This is a genomic window from Paenibacillus sp. Y301 (assembly GCF_059445505.1).
Genome location: NZ_JCAIUL010000008.1, coordinates 143,860 through 165,614 on the forward strand (window position 1 = coordinate 143,860; position 21,755 = coordinate 165,614).

The 21,755-nt window shown below is 39.3% G+C and carries 18 protein-coding genes and 1 pseudogene; 6 read left to right on the forward strand and 13 right to left on the reverse strand.

Features of this window, described 5'->3' with window-relative positions:
- Window positions 1-392 precede the first annotated feature (392 nt).
- On the reverse strand, window positions 393-1,685 hold the full coding sequence (locus AC1D69_RS15370; RefSeq protein WP_495457022.1) for an amidohydrolase: 1,293 nt from the start codon (window positions 1,683-1,685) through the stop codon (window positions 393-395).
- 228 nt (window positions 1,686-1,913) lie between these two features.
- Here AC1D69_RS15370 and AC1D69_RS15375 point away from each other — a divergent pair, with 228 nt between their 5' ends.
- Window positions 1,914-2,915: a MerR family transcriptional regulator gene (locus AC1D69_RS15375; RefSeq protein WP_495457023.1), complete on the forward strand. Its 1,002-nt coding sequence runs from the start codon at window positions 1,914-1,916 to the stop codon at window positions 2,913-2,915.
- A gap of 253 nt (window positions 2,916-3,168) precedes the next feature.
- Here AC1D69_RS15375 and AC1D69_RS15380 read toward each other — a convergent pair whose 3' ends face one another.
- The 4 genes and pseudogenes from AC1D69_RS15380 to AC1D69_RS15395 form a co-directional block, all read right to left on the reverse strand.
- Complete coding sequence (locus AC1D69_RS15380) at window positions 3,169-3,609, reverse strand: HEAT repeat domain-containing protein (RefSeq protein WP_495457128.1); 441 nt, start codon at window positions 3,607-3,609, stop codon at window positions 3,169-3,171.
- Window positions 3,610-3,778: 169 nt separating this feature from the next.
- Window positions 3,779-5,101, reverse strand: a complete 1,323-nt coding sequence (locus AC1D69_RS15385; RefSeq protein WP_495457024.1) for a DEAD/DEAH box helicase — start codon at window positions 5,099-5,101, stop codon at window positions 3,779-3,781.
- A gap of 279 nt (window positions 5,102-5,380) precedes the next feature.
- A complete protein-coding gene (locus AC1D69_RS15390) occupies window positions 5,381-5,830 on the reverse strand; it encodes a methyl-accepting chemotaxis protein (RefSeq protein WP_495457129.1) in 450 nt (149 codons plus the stop codon).
- Window positions 5,831-5,920: 90 nt separating this feature from the next.
- Window positions 5,921-6,379, reverse strand: a pseudogene (locus AC1D69_RS15395) (protoglobin domain-containing protein); the annotation flags it as partial.
- A 335-nt stretch (window positions 6,380-6,714) separates the two neighbouring features.
- Between AC1D69_RS15395 and AC1D69_RS15400 the strand changes: the two are divergent.
- Window positions 6,715-8,169, forward strand: coding sequence for an esterase-like activity of phytase family protein (locus AC1D69_RS15400; protein ID WP_495457025.1), 1,455 nt, complete (start codon window positions 6,715-6,717; stop codon window positions 8,167-8,169).
- Between the two features lie 144 nt (window positions 8,170-8,313).
- Window positions 8,314-8,607, forward strand: a complete 294-nt coding sequence (locus tag AC1D69_RS15405; RefSeq protein WP_495457026.1) for a hypothetical protein — start codon at window positions 8,314-8,316, stop codon at window positions 8,605-8,607.
- Window positions 8,608-8,737: 130 nt separating this feature from the next.
- Here the strand turns inward: AC1D69_RS15405 and AC1D69_RS15410 are convergent, their stop codons facing one another.
- The 4 genes from AC1D69_RS15410 to AC1D69_RS15425 form a co-directional block, all read right to left on the reverse strand.
- Window positions 8,738-11,368, reverse strand: coding sequence for a cation-translocating P-type ATPase (locus AC1D69_RS15410; protein ID WP_495457027.1), 2,631 nt, complete (start codon window positions 11,366-11,368; stop codon window positions 8,738-8,740).
- 98 nt (window positions 11,369-11,466) lie between these two features.
- On the reverse strand, window positions 11,467-12,717 hold the full coding sequence (locus tag AC1D69_RS15415; protein ID WP_495457028.1) for a hypothetical protein: 1,251 nt from the start codon (window positions 12,715-12,717) through the stop codon (window positions 11,467-11,469).
- Between the two features lie 301 nt (window positions 12,718-13,018).
- Window positions 13,019-13,960, reverse strand: a complete 942-nt coding sequence (locus AC1D69_RS15420; protein ID WP_495457029.1) for a DUF1861 family protein — start codon at window positions 13,958-13,960, stop codon at window positions 13,019-13,021.
- Window positions 13,926-14,225, reverse strand: a complete 300-nt coding sequence (locus AC1D69_RS15425) for a helix-turn-helix domain-containing protein (RefSeq protein ID WP_495457030.1) — start codon at window positions 14,223-14,225, stop codon at window positions 13,926-13,928. Before AC1D69_RS15425 ends, AC1D69_RS15420 begins: the two co-directional genes overlap by 35 nt.
- A 202-nt stretch (window positions 14,226-14,427) precedes the next feature.
- On the opposite strand from AC1D69_RS15425, the gene AC1D69_RS15430 reads away from it, so the two are divergent.
- The 3 genes from AC1D69_RS15430 to AC1D69_RS15440 all read left to right on the forward strand — a co-directional run bounded on the left by AC1D69_RS15430 (window position 14,428) and on the right by AC1D69_RS15440 (window position 17,882).
- Complete coding sequence (locus AC1D69_RS15430; RefSeq protein ID WP_495457031.1) at window positions 14,428-15,624, forward strand: glycosyltransferase family 4 protein; 1,197 nt, start codon at window positions 14,428-14,430, stop codon at window positions 15,622-15,624.
- Window positions 15,625-15,703: 79 nt separating this feature from the next.
- Window positions 15,704-16,810, forward strand: a complete 1,107-nt coding sequence (locus AC1D69_RS15435; RefSeq protein WP_495457032.1) for a glycosyltransferase — start codon at window positions 15,704-15,706, stop codon at window positions 16,808-16,810.
- Entirely contained in the window at window positions 16,803-17,882 is a 1,080-nt protein-coding gene (locus tag AC1D69_RS15440) for a mannose-1-phosphate guanylyltransferase (protein WP_495457033.1), read from the forward strand. Before AC1D69_RS15435 ends, AC1D69_RS15440 begins: the two co-directional genes overlap by 8 nt.
- Before the next feature lie 110 nt (window positions 17,883-17,992).
- On the opposite strand, the gene AC1D69_RS15445 is transcribed toward AC1D69_RS15440, so the two are convergent.
- The 4 genes from AC1D69_RS15445 to AC1D69_RS15460 form a co-directional block, all read right to left on the reverse strand.
- Window positions 17,993-18,469 (reverse strand): GNAT family protein, encoded by a 477-nt coding sequence (locus AC1D69_RS15445; RefSeq protein ID WP_495457034.1) that lies wholly within the window; start codon window positions 18,467-18,469, stop codon window positions 17,993-17,995.
- 282 nt (window positions 18,470-18,751) lie between these two features.
- Window positions 18,752-19,666 (reverse strand): VanZ family protein, encoded by a 915-nt coding sequence (locus AC1D69_RS15450; protein WP_495457035.1) that lies wholly within the window; start codon window positions 19,664-19,666, stop codon window positions 18,752-18,754.
- A gap of 90 nt (window positions 19,667-19,756) precedes the next feature.
- Window positions 19,757-20,455, reverse strand: a complete 699-nt coding sequence (locus tag AC1D69_RS15455) for a stalk domain-containing protein (RefSeq protein ID WP_495457036.1) — start codon at window positions 20,453-20,455, stop codon at window positions 19,757-19,759.
- 18 nt (window positions 20,456-20,473) lie between these two features.
- Complete coding sequence (locus AC1D69_RS15460) at window positions 20,474-21,682, reverse strand: WD40 repeat domain-containing protein (protein ID WP_495457037.1); 1,209 nt, start codon at window positions 21,680-21,682, stop codon at window positions 20,474-20,476.
- Window positions 21,683-21,755: the final 73 nt, after the last annotated feature.

The following is a 21,755-nucleotide window of genomic DNA, read 5'->3' on the forward strand; positions in this document are numbered from 1 at the left end:
TTATATTTGAACAAAGAACCGCCTTTTGGCGGTTCTTTGCGGTTCTTTCAGACTTCCATCAATAGATTCAGTTAGCGAGAGGGGAGGGCTTCATCGGGTCTTACTTCAATTAACGGTGGTCCAAAATGCCATCTAAAATAATTCCAGAGGGTAAATTAGTCACATTAACTGGAGTAGCTACATCTAAATTATCTCCCTGAGGCTACATTAGTCACATTAATTGAGGAATTCACTGTTCGTCATCCGTAGACATCAAGTTTAACTTATTTTACATCAAGCTCATCTTCCACTTCACCAGACTCGTCCTTCGTACCATCAAGTACTAATTTCGAGGTCCTACCGTACCTATATTTATATTAGCAACAGCCGAAATATAAGTTATTGATTACCAACTATATCCCTTCCACAATACGTCTTGCACGCATAGAAACTTGCTGAAGTAGCTCATCCTCATCTATTGTAAGGAGTTGGCGATGTTTCATTAGCACTTTACCATTTACAATCGTCGTGTCCACATCTGCTCCATTAACGCTATAGGCTAATAGTGACTTAACGTTATGGATCGGCTGTAAATGTGGCTTGTTCATATCGATTAGAATAAGATCGGCTTTCTTACCAACCTCAAGTGTACCCACCTCTTGATCGATGTTCAGTAACTTTGCACTTTCTTGGGTTGCCATACGAAGGATCTGACTAGCTGGGAGCCACGAAGGGTCACCATAATCACATTTTTGTAACCATGACGCAGCCTTTATCTCTTCAAACATATCCAATGTTGTTGCGCTTCCTGCTCCATCTGTTCCAAGTCCTACAGTGATGCCTTGGGCAATCAGATCAAGTACAGGAGCGATGCCACAACCCAGCTTTAAATTACTTAGAGGATTATGGGACACGCCTCCACGCATTCCCCTTAACAATCCAATATCCCTCCGATTCAAATGGACACTGTGTGCTAGAAGAACATGTGCTTTTTCAAATAAACCAACATCATACAAAAATTGCGTAGGCGTTTGATTATACTTGTCCCTAATCTTTACTACTTCTTCTATCGTCTCTGCTAGGTGGATGTGTATAGGTATGTTTCTCTGCTCTGCAAGCAGGATGACTTCTTTCAAATGTTCGGGTGGACACATATAAGGAGAATGTGGGCCAAACATCGTTGTGATTCTACCCTCTGCCTTCCCAGACCAGCGATCAATTAGATCTAGTGCTTCCGCCATCCTCCTCCCCCCATCATCTATACCGAACACCAATCCTCTTGTCAAAGACGCACGCATGCCCACTTCCTCTACAGCTACAGCAATTTCGTTCATATGAATGTACATGTCTGCAAAAGCAGTCGTTCCCGACTTAATCATTTCAGCCATTGAAAGTTTCGCTCCCCAATATATATCCTCAGGGGTCATACGGTCTTCTGCGGGTAGCATTTTCTTCTCTAACCAATCCATCAGTTTCAGATCATCAGAGAATCCTCTTAGTAAGCTCATAGGTGTATGTTGATGGGCATTGACCAACCCCGGCATCGCCACCATACCTTTTCCCTGTATGATCTCATCTGCCTGAATATGAACACTGGATTGAATGTCTGAAATGATATCTCCCTCTATGACAACATCTCCGACAAAAGGTGCTTCTACTTCATCTTTCATGGATACAATCGTTACCTCTTTAATAAGTGTTCTCATGCAAATCCTCCTATTCATTTCATGGGATACATAGAAGGTTAAACCTTTCCGTAAGGAGAAAGTCAATACGGTATTCGTTGCATTTTGTCAATAAAATGGCGTGAAATATGCTTCATGATGCTATAGAAAATCTATTATCCGATACGTAAACATGCGATAGAGCGATGAATAGTTATTTACTTTCACCTAACGTCAAGGTTTAATGTAAAGATAGAGAAGGTGATTTCGTTGAAAATTAAAGAGGTTGCGGACAAACTCAATATTTCTACAAGAGCTATACGTTTTTATGAAGAAAAAGGGTTAATCGCGCCTACCAAACAAGACAACAATCAATATAGGGAATTCAATGAGAAGGATATTTGGCGGTTGCAAACCATCATTTCATTAAGAGAAGCAGGCATGAGTGTTACGCACATTGCAAAAGCTCTTGAAGAAATCGAAGGAAAAGATCATGAAGAACTTCAATATTATTTAGAATTACAGCGATCCGTTATGTTCTCGAAATGGCTAGAGATCAAACAAATCATCGAAACGACGGACCACATGATCCATATCGTGAGAAGCCAACAATTTCTACCGCTTGACGACATATATGAATTAGCAGAAGGTTCTAAAAGATTACGAGAACAAAGAAACAGTTGGCAGGATCAATGGAACTATGATTATTTAGCAAGTAGCCACGACCAGCTTGTCATCAATGACTCTCTAACCTATAAGGACTACGAGGAGGCTTTGAATCTCACACTCCGATGGATTTCGCCCATACCTGATGAAGTGGGATTAGATATAGGAACTGGGACTGGAAATCTTGCGGGAAAGCTAATGCATCAAGGTGTGCGTATGTCTGGCGTGGATCAATCGAAGGAAATGTTAAAACAATGTAACAAGAAATTCCCGGACATGGAGACTAAACTCGGAAATTTCCTTGCCATACCCTATTTGGATGGTCAATTTGATTTTATTGTCTCTAGTTTTGCCTTTCATCATCTAACAGATCAACAGAAGATATTAGCGATACATGAAATGCGCAGAGTCTTGAAACCACATGGACGGATCTGCATTACCGATCTAATGGTTGCTAACCATGATACAGATTTACCAACGGAAGAAAATAAATATTACACATCTCTTACCGATTTACTACATTTGTTTGACACCATGGGATATGTAACCAAGCATCATCAAATCAATGAGCTTCTACATATCGTTTATGCAGTACCTTTAAGATAATACACAATATGACAGCACCTAATGACATCTTACATGTATTTATCGAATCCTACTTTAGCAGAGAAATTATCTCTATTAACAAGCATAAACGGCCTCGCCGTCCTTTAGCGGCGAAGAAACGTTTAGCGTTGAAATATAAGCCTATTTATAAGCAAAAATACTTATAAATTCTTATATTTTTAAAAAGAACAAAAAAAACAGAGTGAGTTATCTCCCTCTGTCTTTTCACATTTCCGTGCTAATCGTTCACTCTCTATTTCTTCGGTGTATAAGACCAGACGCTCTCAAGCCATTTGTCGAAATCCTCGCCCTTATCACCTTCGTACGTATCATAAATATCAATTCTCATCTTATGAAGTTTCTCTTTGAACTCTTCAAAAGTATGACCTGCAGGTAGACTCTTCTTAACTCTTAATAAGATTTTAGTTACCCCTTTAAACAACTCACCTGTTTTTCTTGGTGGTAACTCAACATCTTCGCCACATTCTTTAAGTGCATGGAAAGCCGCTTCTTGAACTTTATAGACAGAGTCATTCGCCATAATGCGTGAAAGGATACCGATCGCTTGTTGGTCGCCCAACTCACCTAGAGCTTCAACCGCTTGAACCCGTGCTCTCCAATTGGATGTACCATTCGCAGCCTTTTTCATCTCTTCTATTGTTGGAATATTCTCCACGATTTCTTCATTATTCAATTCTTCATTCATTACTTCTTCATTATTCAAACCATTCAATTCCCTTCTATATGAAATCATTAACAACGTATTAGAAACAATATTTGTCATGCCTCAGTGTTTATTATACCTTATCTAGGTCTATTATTGCTCTTGACTCTTAAAAGTAAACAAACCTAATATCTATAAACTATCTCGTTGTTTTGCTTCCCTTTTTGAACCATTCGGACTTAGGTTTCTTCGGGTTCGACTTGAACTTGTCAGGTTTCGTAGCAGAAGTTTTCGATGACCCTCCACGATTCGACGAACCTGCAGATTTAGGTGAACCTCCAGATTTAGATGATGATCCTGACACCTTTGCAGGTGGTGTTGTAATTAGCATTGGATAGGGATTATCCTCCACTAGAGGAATCGTCTTTCCGATCAATTTCTCTATATCCTTCAGATATGGAATTTCTTCTACTTCACAGAATGAGATCGCACTTCCACTTAATCCAGCTCTACCTGTACGACCGATGCGGTGAACATAAGTTTCTGGAATATTAGGAAGGTTGAAGTTAATCACATGAGAGAGCTCATCAATATCTATTCCTCTTGCTGCAATATCTGTAGCTACTAACACACGTGTTACACCACTTTTGAAATTGCTCAATGCCGATTGGCGGGCATTTTGAGATTTGTTACCATGAATAGCCTGAGCAGAAATTTTCACTTTATCCAATTCACGGACAACTCGATCTGCTCCGTGTTTCGTACGCGTAAACACCAATGCTGAAACAATCGACTTATCTTGTAGGATGTGATTCAATTGCTTCTGTTTGTTGGCTTTGTCTACCATATATAAAGACTGCGTAATTCTATCCACTGTTGAAGATACCGGAGTGATTTCTACTTTCACAGGATTCACTAACAACGTTTTGACCATTTTTGTTATTTCTGGAGGCATTGTTGCTGAGAAGAACAAGGTTTGTTTCTTACTTGGCATCTTCGTAATGATTCGCTTCACATCATGAATGAAGCCCATATCTAACATACGATCTGCTTCATCAAGAACCAATATTTGGACGTATTGTAGATCAATACGTTTTTGATTTATTAAATCGATAAGTCTGCCCGGTGTGGCAATAATAATGTCCGCACCTTGATTAAGCGCCCGCTCCTGTACCTTTTGAGAAACTCCACCTACGATAGCCGTACAACGTAAATTTGTGAATTGACTATACGCATCAATGTTCTCTGAAATCTGAAGCGCAAGTTCTCTTGTTGGTGTAAGAATTAGTGAGCGAATACGGCGTAGTGTAGTCGGTTTAATCTGTTGTTCACATAACCGCTGAATAATCGGTATTGCAAAAGCAGCCGTCTTTCCCGTTCCGGTCTGCGCGCAACCAAGTAAATCTTTACCTGCTAATACAGATGGAATCGATTGTTCTTGTATGGGTGTAGGCGTAGTATAATTCTCTTTAGCTAAAGCCTTAAGTATCTCAGGTATAATTTTTAAATCATTAAATGTCATTTTATCTCCTTAATTTTCAATACATGTATTCTAGATCACGTAACATTCGACATCCCTTGACAGCATCTTCAAGGATATCATCATTTACGTCATAACAAATAAGGATACCACAAAAGAGCGCACTTATGGTAACAAATCCATATTCATCGTCACTATTTCATCATGAACATCCAAATAGAACCAACAATGCCGTCCTTTTTCAAAGACGGCATCTGTTTATATGGAAATATATGAACTTCTTCATCAGTATTTCCTGGCCTAACGTGGACGATACGTATATTATTTTATATTTTCTAATTGCTCCGTAACCGATTCTATCATATTAACAAAAGCAGTTAATTCTTGTGAGCTTGCCGCTTGCTCCCTTGCAAGCAAGGTTGTTCTTTCCGAATCCTGCATGACTTCATGAAGGACGAAAGCGATTTCATTTATTTTGGATTTTATATCCTTAAGTGAATCTTTAGAATGTGAGGCTAATTTACGAATTTCATCTGCTACCACACCGAAACCCCTGCCAAATTCTCCAGCATGTGCTGCTTCTATTGCTGCATTCAGTCCAAGTAAATGAGTCTGATCTGATACTTGTTGTAATAAATCACCAACTGCCGTTATTTCTCTCAATCTTGAACGAAGTAAGTCTACTTTATGATATGCTTGGTCTTGAAGATCTGCGGTATGTGTTGCCGTATCTGCAATGGTCTGACTACTGCCACTTAACTCTACTATCATCAGTACAAGATCCTGCACTGCTTTATTCACCTTCGTTAGCGTTACATCTCGTTCATCCGACAGATCTTGAATCTTCTTCTTCTCATCATTTTCATAAGCTTCTAATACTAACTGAGAATCAAAGTTAAATATCTTAGATAGACTAAGCGTAACCTTCATCCATTGGTCAGGAACAATCTTCTGAAGGTGCTGAACAGCTACATCTAAATAGATCATATATGTGCCCAAGTACCAATTCGTTGTGAGCCCAATTCGTGAATGTACCTTCCCGATGATTAGCCTTTTCTCGATGAACTCCATATCGATATGGCCTTCTACCATCGTCATGAAGTACCATCTTTGCATTTCCTTCAATCGCTCTATGGTGCTATTCTTACTGATAATTTCCACGAGTTCAGGTTGCTCATAGATATGATCATATAAATGATCGACGACGATGTTTGTAATCGCTTTAAAATGTTCTCGTTGTTCACTTAAATAAGTGAGATCTTCCTCTGTAATCCCCGTATAATTCAGTTGTTTACTACGTGATTCTGTTACTTGAATCATTCATTATTCCCCCAAAATGGTTTCCTTCAATGCATTTTTATAATTCATTGTCATATTTAATACTACATTAAATACTATTATAGGCTTCGTCTGTCTCGCTTCTCCTAATGAAGGTGGATAATTTGAACTTTTTAGCTTATTCGACACATTGTTCTATTTTCCTTCATGGAGACATTTGTCAATGATTTATATCTCTTCCACTTCTATCCTCTTAATTAAATATATCACGGCCATAATTTTTACATAATGAAGCATCTATAATGATTTAGCGTTAACAATCTATTGATAACATATTACATAGTCATGATATAACAGTTCGAAGGGAGATTAATAAATTGAATAAGAAACTTCTGATCACAGCAACGACAGCACTTACCCTTACTCTCGGGACAAATCTGGCATCTGCAGCGAATGTAACTGGAACAACAGCAGAGAAGATTACATACTCCAATAATGGACTTGAGGTTAAACCTTCGACTTCAGCGATCAATATTGACGGCAGTCTATTCTTACCTATTCGATCACTCAGCGATACACTTGGTAAATATGTGGATTGGGACGAGTTCCGCGGCAGTGTTGCTTTGACAGACAAACCTCTATTGACCGGAAAATATACGCTAAATGCTCCAGACTTGGCAGATGGAATCAAAATGGGTGTTGGCTCCTCATTAACACATGTACCAGGTGACCCAGACAATGTATTCTACTCAACAGCAGACCGTGGACCCAATGGGCAAGTTGACGTCAATGGTAAGACGCTTCGTACGTTTCCACTAGCTGATTACACGCCAACAATCTATAAAATTCAGCTCAACGACGGGAAAATTATGATCCTAGAACAAATTCCTTTGATATTGAAGGGTATCAATCCAACAACAGGTACAACCCATGTTACAGGGTTACCCAATATCAAGGGTCGTGATGAGTCACCTTATGACGCTAAAGGAGAGAAAGCACTATCCTATGATCCATATGGTCTCGATATTGAAGGTATTGCCTATAACGCACAAGACGACACGTTCTGGATATCAGATGAGTACGGTCCATCCATTGTACATGTCCAACGGGATGGTACGATTATTGAACGTATTGTACCTAAAGGCTGGGCGGAGCAAGTATCAACACCACTAGTTCCAGTACGGGAAGTACTACCATCCGTGTATAATAAGCTACGTCAAAATCGTGGTGCAGAATCCGTCGGCATTACGCCTGATGGCAAATACATGTTCATGGCGATGCAGAATGCTCTACGTAACCCCGATAAAGACATGGATAACTCACGCCAAGTCCGGATCATCAAATTCGAGTTAGCATCACTTAAACCCGTAGCTGAATATGCCTATGTCTTAGAAGATGCTACGAAATTCAATAATTTAGTTCAAGCTGATATCGTCATCTCCGACATGATGGCCATCAATGAGAACACACTGCTCATCGATGAACGTGATAAATTTACAGGTGACAAAGCACAATTGAAACGCATCTACGCCATCGATCTTTCTACCGCTACGAATATCCTCAGTAAGTATGACGATGCTTCTACTGCTGGTAAGACGCTTGAACAGATGACAACCACTGATCTAAAAATCAACGGGATCCTCCCCCCAACTAAACGAACTGTACTGGATTCTGTTGAGTATCAATATCCCTATGAGAAAATCGAGGGGATCTCACTTATTAATGGCAACACGCTTGTCATTATCAATGACAATGATTTCGGCGTGGATAGTACATCTACAGACAATGGTACGGAATTATGGACATTCAAATTACCCTATTCAATTAAGTAATATAGATCCTTACTTCTTAATCACACTAGAAATGGGAACAACCCGGATATGACCCAAAGGTCTTCCGGGTTCTTCTCAATTGGTGAATCGCTGCTATTTATAGTAAAATGGTGTGATTCTATACTACGATTAGGAGCTGTCTACATGCCTATTAGTTTCACTAAAACGGTTGTAAGTAACTTAAATAAAGAAATAGCTGACATTCACACCAAACAAAATAATGAAAAGAAAAGGGCAGAAAAGGCACTTTCCAAAATAAATCAATTAGAAAGAGATATGAAACTAAGTACTTCAGCTCACGACTTAAGCAGTAAAATGAGTCGGATAAGTAAACTAAAGGAAGATATCAAACAAAGCAATTCTTTACAAGCTGAATTATCTAAACAGTTGGCAATTAAAAGTGAAAAACTCAATCAGCAACTCCCTCCAAACAAGTAAAAACGGCAATGCTGTCCTTTGAGATATATTGCATGTACAAGAAATCGCACTTGAAATGGTGGATGGTACGCCATTTTAAAGTGCGATTTTCTTTGTGTCGTATTTTTTGTGATTCTTCACGAGAGATGCATCACTGTTTGGTGCTCCTCCGGAACAATTTAATGCATTCATTTACAATGAGTGGGACTAATCCTAATCCAATAACCAATAACCAATCCCCGAATGAAAGGAATTGCACCTTAAATGCTGAAGCAAATACGGGTATCGAAATCACCGCAAACTGTAGAAGTAATCCAATGATTATTGCCCCTACCAAGTACTTATTTGTAAACAATCCGACTTGAAATATATTCTTTGTTTCGCTTCTCATCGATAATGAATAGAACAATTGTGACGTTGCAAGTACAACAAAGGCCATCGTTCTCGCATAAGTCATGGCGTCCTCAGAAATGGAACTTGAGCCGAGGTTATATCCATATTCATACAATCCTAGGTAAAAGGCCAATATGGTTAATATTCCGATCAGTACACCACCGATCACGGCTTGCAGACCTGCACCTTTTGCAAAGAATCCTTCTTTAGGATCCCTTGGTTTCTTCTTCATCACATCTTTATCACCAGGATCAACTCCTAGGGCAATGGCAGGTAATGTATCCGTTACAAGGTTAACCCATAGAATCTGGGTAGGTAGCAGCGGTATAGGCCAAAAGAATAGGATCGAGGCCAGAATAGCAATAACTTCTCCAAGGTTACAGGATAGTAGGAAAATAACTGCCTTTCGAATATTTAAGTATATATTCCTACCTTCCCTAATCGCCTGTACGATGGTCGTGAAGTTATCATCTGTTAATATCATATCGCTTGCACTTTTGGATACATCGGTCCCGGTAATCCCCATAGCTACCCCAATATCAGCATATTTTAGGGATGATGCATCATTAACTCCGTCCCCCGTCATGGAGACGATGTTCCCTTGTGCCTTAAAGGCTTTAATAATTTTTACTTTGTGCTCAGGTGACACTCTGGCAAAAACTCTATAGTCATTGATTTGTTTCGCAAATGCTTCGTCTGACAGTTCATCAATTTCCGCACCTGTCATACTTTGCGTGATGGTATTTGCAATGCCAAGTTCTTTCGCAATAGCAAATGCAGTATTCTTATGATCTCCAGTGATCATCACCGAAGTAATTCCGGCAACTTTCGCTTCTCTTATTGAATCCTTCACTTCAAGTCTAGGCGGATCAATCATACCAACGAATCCAAGAAAGGTAAGATCTTGTTCCATTGCATTAGGATCAATGACTTGATCAGTATTCTTATAAGCGGTAGCAAGCACTCTTAAGGCATCGTTGGACATACCTTCTGCAGCAGCAAGATATTGAGACTTCATTTCTTGTGTCAGGGACACCACTTCACCATTCACTAATGCTGTGGTTGATATTTGTAATAGCTGATCAATAGCCCCCTTCGTATGAACGCGATAGCCCCCCGTTGAGGTTGCATTTAACGTAGACATTAGCTTTCGATCAGAATCAAAAGGCTTTTCGGAAACTCTTTTGAATTCTGCATCTAAAGATCGTTTAGATAAATGATTCTGATCACCGAATATGACTAAAGCTACTTCCGTTGGATCTCCGGTACTCTTTCCATGTTCGAAGGTAGCATCTGAACATAATACAAGAGCTTTAATCAACTCAACAGGAGGCTCTTCACTCTGAACTTCATGTGGAGATGTGTAATGCTTTACGACAGACATTTTATTTTGAGTAAGTGTACCTGTTTTATCAGAGCAAATGATATTCACTGAACCTAACGTTTCAACGGCCGGTAACTTTTTCACGATGGCATTAATCTTCGACATTCTTGTAACACCAAGCGCTAGCACAATCGCCACGATCGCAGCAAGACCTTCGGGAATAGCCGCAACCGCTAGACTAATTGCCGTCAATAACATTTCGAATAAGTCTCTTTTTTGGATCAGAGCAACAATAAGAATGAATACACAGATACCAATCGCAATATATCCTAAAGTCTTTCCTAGTTCCTCTAACTTTTTCTGAAGCGGGGTTAACTCCTTGTGATCTTCATCTAGAATTCTCGCTATTCTTCCCATTTCTGTATTCATAGCCGTTGCTACAGCAATGCCTTCGCCTCGCCCATAGGTAACCAGAGTAGACATAAATGCCATATTAGACTTATCACCTATAGGAATTTTGGAATTTGTAAGTAACGCATTCGCGTCTTTGTCTGATGGCACGGATTCGCCGGTTAACGCAGATTCCTCAATTTGCAGGTTGGCACTTTCTAGTAACCGCAAGTCAGCAGAGATAAATCTTCCCGCATCCAGAATAACGATATCACCTGGAACAATGTCCTCGGATGGTATTTCTCTCACTTCTCCGTCACGTCTGACAAGTGCTTTAGGGGTCGTCATTTGTTGCAGTGCCTCAATCGCTTTTTCCGCTTTGCTTTCTTGAATCACACCGATTACCGCATTTAGAATGACTACGGCAAAAATGATAATGGCATCTACAAATTCTCCAATCACTAATGTTACAACCGCTGCAGCTAGAAGAACATAAATCAACATATCTTTCATTTGCGCAAAGAATAGAGCTATCATGCTCTTTTTGGGTTTACCTTTTAGCTCATTAGGTCCATATTGCTCAAGTCTAGATTGGGCCTCAGACGTTGTCAGCCCCGTTGCTACGTTTACTTGAAGCTCTTGCAGCACATCTTCTTTTGACTTTGAGAACCACATTAGGAACACCTCTTGTATTTAGTTTAGAGCAATTCACATCATTTAAATATCGTTCCCCATATTAGATCCTACGTATACGGTGAGACGTATGTAGTCTTTCAATGATTTTTTAAAAAGGTCATTATTTTCGCCCATGCTGATTTTGTATTTTCAAAAGCTATAAAATGTTCCTCCACATGTTGATGATAAAATTCAAGTTCATCCAATATGCTTTCAAATTCCTTATTCCCAAAATAATCGCTTATTTTCGGTAGGACAACGGATAAGTCTTCTTTCATTTTCAACATTTCTGTTTCGTAAGTATCTCTTTGAGTGATATACAGCAAAAGCGGTTTATACCTTATCCAACCGATCGCCGCTCTTAAGAATCTTTTAGTAATCCCGCTTGAATCAACCCTCATCGCTTTTAATTGGTTTGGAAGTACACCAGATAGCAAATGCTGATAAGAGGAGAATCCATCATGGAAGGTATAACAGGGAACTTTTCTTATATTACACTCCGTAATGCATGTACTTAAAAAAGTGTCTTCACCTCTTGCTCCAGGTGGGTTATAGAATGGAAATAATGTATCAATTGTCTTCAGATTAAAACCCAAATTAGCACCCGATATAAATTTCATTCCATCGATTTCCTTAACAACTTTCTTGCGTTTACTATTCATTGTATCTAGATCAGCATAGGTCACTCCACCATTATTCATGATTTGTTTTACTGAATCCCAGTTAATAATATCGTTGCTTATCGATTCTATGAAGATTCTAAACTCGTCTTCAGAGAGCTTATCATTGAAATCCAAATAGGGTATTGGAGATATGTAACCACAATGATGCCCATGTGTCATATCCGCATTATTAATATTGCTAATATGTGTGGATAGAACCTCTTGCCCTTTCCAAACGAGGTTATCATTAATATTTAAATTAGCTACAGGGTATTCGTCATCATCAAGGAAAATAAGATAATCCATTTTGTTTTTCACTGCGAAGTACAGAACCGCATTTCTTTTCATCGCGTACCCTTCACCGAATATCAATTTAGCCTCTTTTAAATGAATTACTTTTTTATCAAGAAGATATTGCACTTCGTTTGCTATCGAGGAATTCCCTAAGTAATGTGCCGAATCGACCATATCCAACATGTCTTCGTCTATAATCTTGTAATCACTAACTTTTGTGCCTTTGTATTTTAAATCGTAAGCAACAAACAAGTGAAGGGCATTCTTCTTATGATCGACTATTTTGGATTCGTTCCAATCATCAATATATGCTTTCACAACATTTTTAAAATTTTTTCGTCCTGTTACGAAACCAACACCAACGTTAACCTTCTTCTTCTTTGATAATTTCATCTATATGAACTCCTTTATAAACCTATTCAATGTACCCATACATTATTTAATCAACCCAATTTAATATTTGTCTAATTACTCTTAATTAAACAAAATGCATGTTCCTCTAATCACATAATTTCATTACGTCAATTTATCCAATCATTTCTTTTAAGAAAAATAGCACAGTATAACACTATAGGAAGTCGTCTTACGTACTCATCCCTGCAAACTAAAAAACAGCAATGTCTAGGTTCATAAACATGAACTTTCACACCACTGTCTTTATGGATATTAGATAAGAAAAGCTGTTTCTTACTCCTTATTCATACTCTATAAAAGGATCAGGAATTTCAATCTGATAAGCCTCCGCATCACTAACCCCAACGGAAAGAGCAGCCATACCATTGTATAATCGTATAATTCCGCCGCTAAAAATAACATCTTGTAGATCTAATCGCTTCCCAGGACCTTTTGGAAAATCACTTCTTGTAGCAATAATCTTAATAGGTGTCGTCTCACAGGTAGCAGGGTTAATCGTGAAAACCATCGCATAATAGTGTTTGTTATCTAATCTATCAAAACAAGCTATATGCCCCAGAACCCCCACATGACCATTACTCAATAAATGTGCTTCGTTCGCACCGCCCCATTCTTCAGGAACAAATTGATTGTGAAGCACTTCTGCCTTAATAAAAGTCTGCTCATTGAGCTCATCAAGTGAGTCGATTATTGTAAATCCAATTTGTCCTCTTCCACCTTTTAATCCTTGAGGTCTTGTAAATACACCTACCCTACCATCGGTAAGCTCAATTAGGCGAATATCCTTCATCGTACCGGGTCCAGATGAGAAGTGGCATAAAGAATCAATTTGAAACCCACGATAGAATTGCGTAACCCATGATATAATTTTACCTGGATTTTTGGCAGAAGTGATTACTTCAACTCCACCGACAATTAATTCACCCTTAATGATTGTTGTACAAGGGTCCTGCAAATTATAGGTATGGGTGTGTTTACGAGGACTCCACACTTGATGATCACATGTAAAAAAGAAGACTTGAGAGAACTCACTATCCCGTTCCTCAACTCTTCCTAAGATCACTTCCTCCCCACCATACCGAAACGGGGCCGTTATATTATATACATCTCGATTTCCAACACCGGCGAACACTAGCTTCTCCACTGTCGTCTTGCGTGGCAACGCATAAAATGTCTCCAGAAGTTGCTTACATGTTTCCGGTAGTATTGGTTTCATTGTCATTGCCGTCCTCCTTATGATCGATTGATTCATCTATCGTCAGAACACATTCCTTGTGATCATCGATCCTAATAAGTTGTCCAGGCTGGACATTGAAATATAGACAAAGCTTTAACAACAAATCCCTAGGATACTGTACCATCTCATCTTTATACATACGACGTATAGAATCAAAGTGATAATTAACATCCTTTGCAAGTTTACGTATAGACAACTTAGGATCATGATTCTCCATAACCTCTTTCAAATGACTTCGTATGACTGACATACATCCACCTCCTGCATTAATATATATGGAAAATGATGGGTAGTCAATAAATTGACAAGAAAAAATGGTCATGTTATAGTGTGTCTAGGCCATAATTACTATTTTTTGTAAATAAATATAAAGTATTTCCTTTCAGAAATAAAGACCTCTTTATTTTCTTTTTTTTATCCAAAAATCATGAACCAATATGGAGGCTCTTATTATGAACGATAAAACCAGCAATCGGAACATCGTTTTTCTAGGAACAAGTTTACCTAGAGAATGCGGTATTGCTACATTTACACAAGATTTACTAGACCAACTCGAACACATTCAAGGCTTCAACAAACCTCGTATTATTGCCATCAACAACAATGAAACTTACCATTATCAGGATCAAGTTATAAAAGAGATTGATCAACACAATTTGTCTGACTATACAGATACAGCTGATTATCTCAACTTGTCTAATGTTGATCTTCTCGTTATCCAGCATGAATTCGGTATTTATGGCGGGGAAAGCGGGGAGTATCTAATTCCTTTCGTTGAGAGACTTACTATTCCATATATCGTTATATTTCATACCGTATTAACTAAACCTTCTGCCAAGCAGAGACAGATTATGAACCGAGTCGCTGAACTAAGTGCTCAAGTCGTAACGATGGCTCAATCCACAGTGCAGGATTTAACCTCCATTTATGGAATCGAAGCTGCAAAGGTCACTTTTATTCACCATGGCGTACCTTATGTCAAGACTGAATCCAGATCAACACTTAAAGAACAATATGGCTATGCTGATCGCAAAATTATATCCACATTTGGATTCCTCAGTCCTGGTAAAGGAATTGAATATGGTATAGAAGCCATGCGTGGCGTTGTTAAACAGCATCCGGATTCTCTATATATCATCTGGGGGAAAACACATCCTGTCGTCAAACAAGAAACAGGTGAGGTATATAGACAAAAGTTGTCCGATCTTGTGGACGAATATGACCTAAAGTCAAACGTTCACTTCGTCGACAAGCTTCTAACACAGAAAGAAGTCATTCAATCACTTGTCATGACGGACATCTACATGACTCCTTACTTAGGTAAGGATCAGGCCGTAAGTGGCACTTTGGCGTACGGCGTCGGATACGGAAGAGTTATAGTATCTACTCCTTATCGATATGCCGAAGAAATGCTAGCTGAAGGACGAGGGATGCTAGCAGACTTCCGCAATTCTGCCTCATTAGAAGCTTGTATCCTCCAATTATTGAATAATCCTACTACTATACAAGAAATGGAACATCGCACACATGAACTTGGAAAGACCATGATGTGGAGCGAAATCGCCAAAACCTATGCCACCATCTTTCAAGAAAAAATTATCATTTCAGAGCTAACCAAAATAAATGCTTTCGATGCCAAATTTGCCTAAGTAAAAGTTTTGCTAAAACAAAACTAAGTCTATGCTTACGATGCCAGTTTTGCTTAAGCAAAACTTAAGGAGTGATTTAATGCCAATACCCACCTTATTACAGTTCAAGTCCGACTATATAAGCAGAATAACCGATGATACAGGTATTTTTCAACATACCAAGTTCGGAGTTCCTGATCGTTCTAAAGGTTATACGACAGATGATAATGCACGGGCATTAATTGCAGCTGTATTATTGTACACAAATAATCAAGATTCAGACACACTCAACCTCATTCATACCTATATTTCATTCATTCATCACTCACAGAATGCGGATGGTAACTTCAGAAATTTCATGGATTATAACCGTTCATTCGTTGAGGAGAGTGGCTCAGAGGACTGCCAAGGACGCACGATATGGGCACTTGGATTTGCTCTTTCTCATTCTGCCTCTCTGCCAGATAATCTACTGAATACCTGTCGTTATTTAATTAATCAGGCATTACCGCATCTCAATGCACTGGGTTCTCCCCGTGCTAATGCCTATGCCATCATCGGTCTAAGTTACTTAATAGAAACACCTGATGCTTTAACTTATTCTTTTCCATATCCCCATACACCAAGTACTATCGAAGAAAAGGCTTTTCTACCTAAAGCATTCATCGTCGATCTGATCGAAAATATGGCAACCCGATTACACAATCAATATATTCGCAATAAGGGTACCGATTGGAATTGGTTCGAAGACAGCCTTACCTACGGAAACTCGATGCTACCATGGGCACTATTAAAAGCATTCAGCATTTCAGATAACATTCTTTTAAAGGAAACAGCTAAGGAAAGTCTGGACTTTCTAGCATCCAAGACCTTTTCTAAAGAAGGATATTATAAGCCTATTGGTAGCCATGGCTGGTTAATGCGTGATGGAACATCCGCTCCGTACGACGAACAACCCATTGAAGCATGTGAAATGCTCCTTGCGTGCAAGGAAGCAACTATAGTGCTTCAAGATCCTATCTATCTGAAACAAGCATCCTTATGTTATGAATGGTATCTGGGACATAATTCCTTACAAAAGTCTCTAATAGATCCTCAAACAGGGGCTTGTTATGATGGTATCCATTCGACTGGGTTGAACCTTAATCAAGGGTCGGAAAGTATCATATCCTTCTCTATTGCTCATTTGGTAATGAATCATGAATAAATTTGCTACAATCCTTGCAGGCGGGGGCGGAACCCGATTCTGGCCACTCTCTAGACAAGAAATTCCCAAACAACTTCTCAATATTAGTGGAAACGATATTATGTTAAACGATACGATCGAACGATTCAAAGGTATTATCCCTCAGGAAAATACAGTCATCGTTACGAATCGAACTCAAGCTGTATTGCTGGAAAGCATTATGCATAGTAGTGTATTGAAACATAACATCTTGATAGAACCTGTTGCTCGAAACACGGCAGCGAGTATACTATTCGCCGCATTATCTATAGAGAAATCCCACGGTGATTCTTTAATGGTCGTCTTGCCTTCCGATCATTATATAACGGATGAAGATCAATTCCGGCTTACATTAGATGAAGCCTGTACTGTCGCGATAGAAGCGGACAAGATCGTAACGATCGGTATTAAGCCGACTTTCCCTTCTACTGGCTACGGCTATATTGCTTTTGATAAAGATCCTATTGCTACTAGTCCTGTGGCAATTTACGAGGTAGCAGAATTTGTGGAGAAACCCAATTTCCAGAAAGCACAAGGGTATCTATCATCAGGTAACTATTTATGGAATAGTGGGATATTCATTTGGAAAACATCTGTTATTATTGATAACTTCAAGCGTTACCTCCCTCGACTATATAAGTCGATGCTCCCCATCAGCGAAGGATTGGGTACGGAACAAGAAGAAGACATCATTAATATGGTTTATCCGACACTTCAGAATATTTCGATTGATTATGGCATCCTTGAACGCTCCGATGAAGTTGTTGTTCTGTCTGGTCAGTTTGGTTGGAACGATATCGGCAGCTGGGATGCTCTTGGTGCAATCTTTCCTCCTGATGAATCGGGCAACATTATAAAAGCGAATCATATAGGCATAGATACACGTAATTCGATCATCTATGGAAACGGTAGACTCATCACGACTATAGGTATGGACGGCTTCATTGTTGCTGATACCCCGGATGCACTATTAATCTGTCCCAAGGAGAAAGCACAATCTGTCAAAGAAATCGTTGAACTGCTGAAGGAAAAAGGAATGACCAATTATATCTAGGTGGTCTACCAAGTAACAAAGAGATATGAATAAAACGACAAGAAAAAGACAGATCGAGTATCCTTCGATCTGTCTTTCTCTCATCATCCACTTATTTAACACTCACATACTTAATTATAGGACATCCAAAGGGTATCCCCGACGACCTGGAAATCCTGCTTATACCAAAAATTACGTGAAGTCGTTATAGGATATACGTACAATTTCTTATTAGGATATTTCACTTTTAGCCAATCCATAAAGAACGCCGCATAACCCTTACCTTCATAATCTTTCAACACATCCAATGCTTCTATGAAGATAATATCTGTCTTGTTTTTTATATCTATATAGAAATCTTTTTGCAGATATCTCTCATCATCACTGAAATAATTCTGTTCGGCCTTGTTAACTAACTGTTTGCCACTTATATATTCCCAAATCGCGGCATACCCAACCATATGATTACCATCTTCAATGATGTATAGCTCCTCAGGTAGTTCCGTGATATTCTTCTTACTCAATTCCCCGGAATGATATCCAGATGTTAAGTCACCTAGTATCGTTTGCATTTCTTGATCAAATGGCTTTGTAGTAATGGTAGGCATTTTCGATCTCCTTTGTGCTGTATATAGCATAGGTCTATTATCCTTAACCAATTACCTGCCGTCAATCTTTCAAGTTTTGCTTAAGATTGTAATTCATTGTTAAGGAGCATACATTCCATAAAAAGACCGCCACGCATAACAACCCGGTCATGACCTGAGGGTCTGCCGGGCTGCTTTGAAGCTTTTCATATCTACATTCTATTTATAAAAAGAAGGCTATCGAGACTTTCTCAGCAGGCATGCTGCGATTATCGCGGTTTCAATTTATTGCGTGTTTGTTCTTCACTCCCACCAATGCTTCATTTCACTGAATCCAACGTCCCATAGTTTAGCATTCCCGGATACGATAATCGTAAGTTCGTTTACCTTGTCCAAGGGTATGTTTAAAGGTTCTGCACCTTTTTGATTGTACTGAACTTTTAAGGTTCCAAAGTTTCCTCCATCCGCAAGTACAGTGACTTCTCCCTTGAGATCTCCCTTGTCTGGAATGCCATAATATGAATAAAACTTCACATCTGTCTTATTCCCTAAAATGTAGGTGTATGACTTGCTTTTAGCACCATCACTGTTATACACGTTCATTTTGGGTTCTATTTTCTTGCCTGATATGGTCAAACTAGGAAGATCTTCAGTCATAGGCATAGATCCATTTATTTCTTTCACCTCGTGTAATGATTGAATCGGGCCTTCTCTTTTGGCTACAACATAATTAATGGTTTCCGAAATCACGATTATTCCAACTAGAAGAACACCAATAGATAGGACCGAAGCAATAAGCTTTTTATAAGAAATGTTTGAAGAAAATCCGACTCTATAGGCGATATATCCTATTGCTGCACCTAGAGTATTGGATATCACATCAACTACATCAAAGCTGCCAAGATAAGTTAAAGCCTGCAGCGTTTCCAGAACGAGAATCGCCAAGATAAAGAAGGTTATAAACTTCCCAAAGCGGATTCGATACAATAGGGGAATGAGTACACCAAAAGGAATAAAAGCAACAATATTTCCAAGGTCAAATATCCATGAGGAGGTTAGTTCTGGGAATTGAAGCGGAACTCTCTCTGGGACAAGCATAAATGTGTATCCATTTACTCCGGCTGTATGATCCACTCTATTAAAAGCAAAGAAAATAAAATATAAGACAACAATTGTGTATAAGATGGTTCCTGTAAAGATGAGTTTCCGTGATTTCATTTCCATAAATGTCTCCTAATTATTATTTCACTATTGATTTTCGGTATATTACTGTTAATTGGCTATAATGGGTACTTTTATAATATGTTATTATTTCAGCTTCGCTACGCTTACCGCAACCTTCTCGATTTGTGCCTGATTCAAGGTATCATCTGGTGAGCTGATCGTCACGATTCGATCATCCAGCTTGAAGCCTAACATTGACGTATCATCAGGTGTATACCATTGCGCTTCGATGCCATTAGCGAGCTTAACTGATTTGCTATCGTAACCATCAGAGTAATCACGTGGTGAAACATTAACCTTCATGTGGTTAAATAAGAAAACTACGCCATCCCCTGCACCACTAACCTTCTGGAAAGCATCTCCCTTAGTCATTTGTTTGGGAACATACACGGTCTCAAAGGATTCAAAATTAGCATAAGCCTTCGTAATCTCTTTAACCTGTGCGTCGCTATACTTGACCTCTGATACCTCTATCCCTGATGTCGATGGACTGGTTCCGATCAGCACCTGTCCACTCTTCGTGTTATATTCCACAGGAACATTTAACGCATCTGCCACTGCCCGCACGGGAAGATAGGTCGTATTTTGATACGTGATTGGAGCTATTGGTTTTCCATTAAGATCTGTTGGATGATACGCAACGCCATTCACTTTAAACCCGATACTATGATTAAGATAGGCTGTGATCTTCTGCATATTGGTTCCTGCATAGACACCTACAGCACCAGATAAGGTCATTCCTAACACAACTAACGACACGATAGATTTTTTCATTTTACTCATATTCTTCATCCCCTATTCTTATTTAAAATCAATAACCTGTGTGACAATGAGCGATTCTTTGTCTTCAATAGTAATGCCAAGCCGTTTACCAGAAGGGCTCCAGGTCAATGGGTACTGCGGGTTATAAGATAGACCCATTGGTGAGTAGGATGGACCCATGGGCGATACCTTTCCTGAAGTAGAATCGAAGATATACACACCGTTCATTCCCTTCTTATCTGTCGTATACACGTCAAAAGCTAATTTAGATGAATCGGGTGCCCAAGCTAGGTAAGACATCATATCCCCATTCGCAATCAATAATTCTTGTGAATCCGTTGTTGTCGTATCGTAAATGAGTAACTTTGTTCCCATCTTCCCTTGTTCACTTGCCGTTGTGACTGCGATATGATGACCATCCGGGGATATTTCGAAATCCCAAACACCTTTTGCAAGTAAGGTAGGTTGACTCTTCCCCGATACAACCCTTTTTAAGTTATTTTTTGAATCTGTATAGTATATATGCCCACTACCCACTTGAAATCGAATAAATTGTTCAACAGCATCATCCTCAAGTGTCATTTCTGTAAAAGAACCATCCGTGGCAATCTGGCGGATATCCCCCCGTCCTTCCGTAGAACCAGCCGCGAGAATGTACGTATCGTTATCCAACCATCCGCCCATTTCCATATAGTTATCTCCTTTTACAGCAATACGTTTACCTGTGCTCACATTCGTAATGAAATTATCTGCTGTGTACTTATCCTTCCACTCCTGGATGAAGATGAAGGAACCGTCCGGTGAGATATCCTCCTTAACCGTAAATGGGTCTGACTGATTGTCCGTAACTTCTCGCTGCTCCTCAGTACTCAAGTCAACAATGGATGTTGTGTACGAATACTTCGGTTCTTCTGTGTTAGTTCCAGCTTTCAATATCTTCGTTGTATTAATTCTAACCTCATTGTCCGATAACCAAGCTTCAATATTAGAGCCTTCCAACCGATGAATCCGCTCTATAGTCAGTTCCTGATTATCTTGCTGTCCAGATCCCTTCACAACGGTAAGCGTTCGATCGCTTTCATCTGTTGGACTACCACCTGAACTAGTCTGCGTATCTGACCCAGACTGACTACTATCCGGCGACACAGGAGTAAGTTTCTCAGGGGATGACTGACAGGCAACTAAGGTAAGCACAAGCGTGACAACTGACATCAAGTTTACGATATGTTTCTTGTGATTACGTCTCATATAGAGCCTCCTAAATGATGAATTTGTTCGGGGAGCATGTAACTTAGAGGCCGTAGTCATCATGTTTTCCTTG

Excerpts from the sequence above, each read along its gene's own strand:
- AC1D69_RS15410 (WP_495457027.1), bottom strand. The coding sequence starts at position 11,368 with ATGTGGTTCTCAAAGTCAAAAGAAGATGTGCTGCAAGAGCTTCAAGTA.
- AC1D69_RS15450 (WP_495457035.1), bottom strand. The coding sequence starts at position 19,666 with ATGAAATCACGGAAACTCATCTTTACAGGAACCATCTTATACACAATT.
- AC1D69_RS15440 (WP_495457033.1), top strand. The coding sequence starts at position 16,803 with ATGAATAAATTTGCTACAATCCTTGCAGGCGGGGGCGGAACCCGATTC.
- AC1D69_RS15370 (WP_495457022.1), bottom strand. The coding sequence starts at position 1,685 with ATGAGAACACTTATTAAAGAGGTAACGATTGTATCCATGAAAGATGAA.
- AC1D69_RS15405 (WP_495457026.1), top strand. The coding sequence starts at position 8,314 with ATGCCTATTAGTTTCACTAAAACGGTTGTAAGTAACTTAAATAAAGAA.
- AC1D69_RS15385 (WP_495457024.1), bottom strand. The coding sequence starts at position 5,101 with ATGACATTTAATGATTTAAAAATTATACCTGAGATACTTAAGGCTTTA.
- AC1D69_RS15420 (WP_495457029.1), bottom strand. The coding sequence starts at position 13,960 with ATGACAATGAAACCAATACTACCGGAAACATGTAAGCAACTTCTGGAG.
- AC1D69_RS15445 (WP_495457034.1), bottom strand. The coding sequence starts at position 18,469 with ATGCCTACCATTACTACAAAGCCATTTGATCAAGAAATGCAAACGATA.
- AC1D69_RS15435 (WP_495457032.1), top strand. The coding sequence starts at position 15,704 with ATGCCAATACCCACCTTATTACAGTTCAAGTCCGACTATATAAGCAGA.
- AC1D69_RS15390 (WP_495457129.1), bottom strand. The coding sequence starts at position 5,830 with ATGATAGTAGAGTTAAGTGGCAGTAGTCAGACCATTGCAGATACGGCA.
- AC1D69_RS15460 (WP_495457037.1), bottom strand. The coding sequence starts at position 21,682 with ATGAGACGTAATCACAAGAAACATATCGTAAACTTGATGTCAGTTGTC.
- AC1D69_RS15430 (WP_495457031.1), top strand. The coding sequence starts at position 14,428 with ATGAACGATAAAACCAGCAATCGGAACATCGTTTTTCTAGGAACAAGT.
- AC1D69_RS15425 (WP_495457030.1), bottom strand. The coding sequence starts at position 14,225 with ATGTCAGTCATACGAAGTCATTTGAAAGAGGTTATGGAGAATCATGAT.
- AC1D69_RS15415 (WP_495457028.1), bottom strand. The coding sequence starts at position 12,717 with ATGAAATTATCAAAGAAGAAGAAGGTTAACGTTGGTGTTGGTTTCGTA.
- AC1D69_RS15455 (WP_495457036.1), bottom strand. The coding sequence starts at position 20,455 with ATGAGTAAAATGAAAAAATCTATCGTGTCGTTAGTTGTGTTAGGAATG.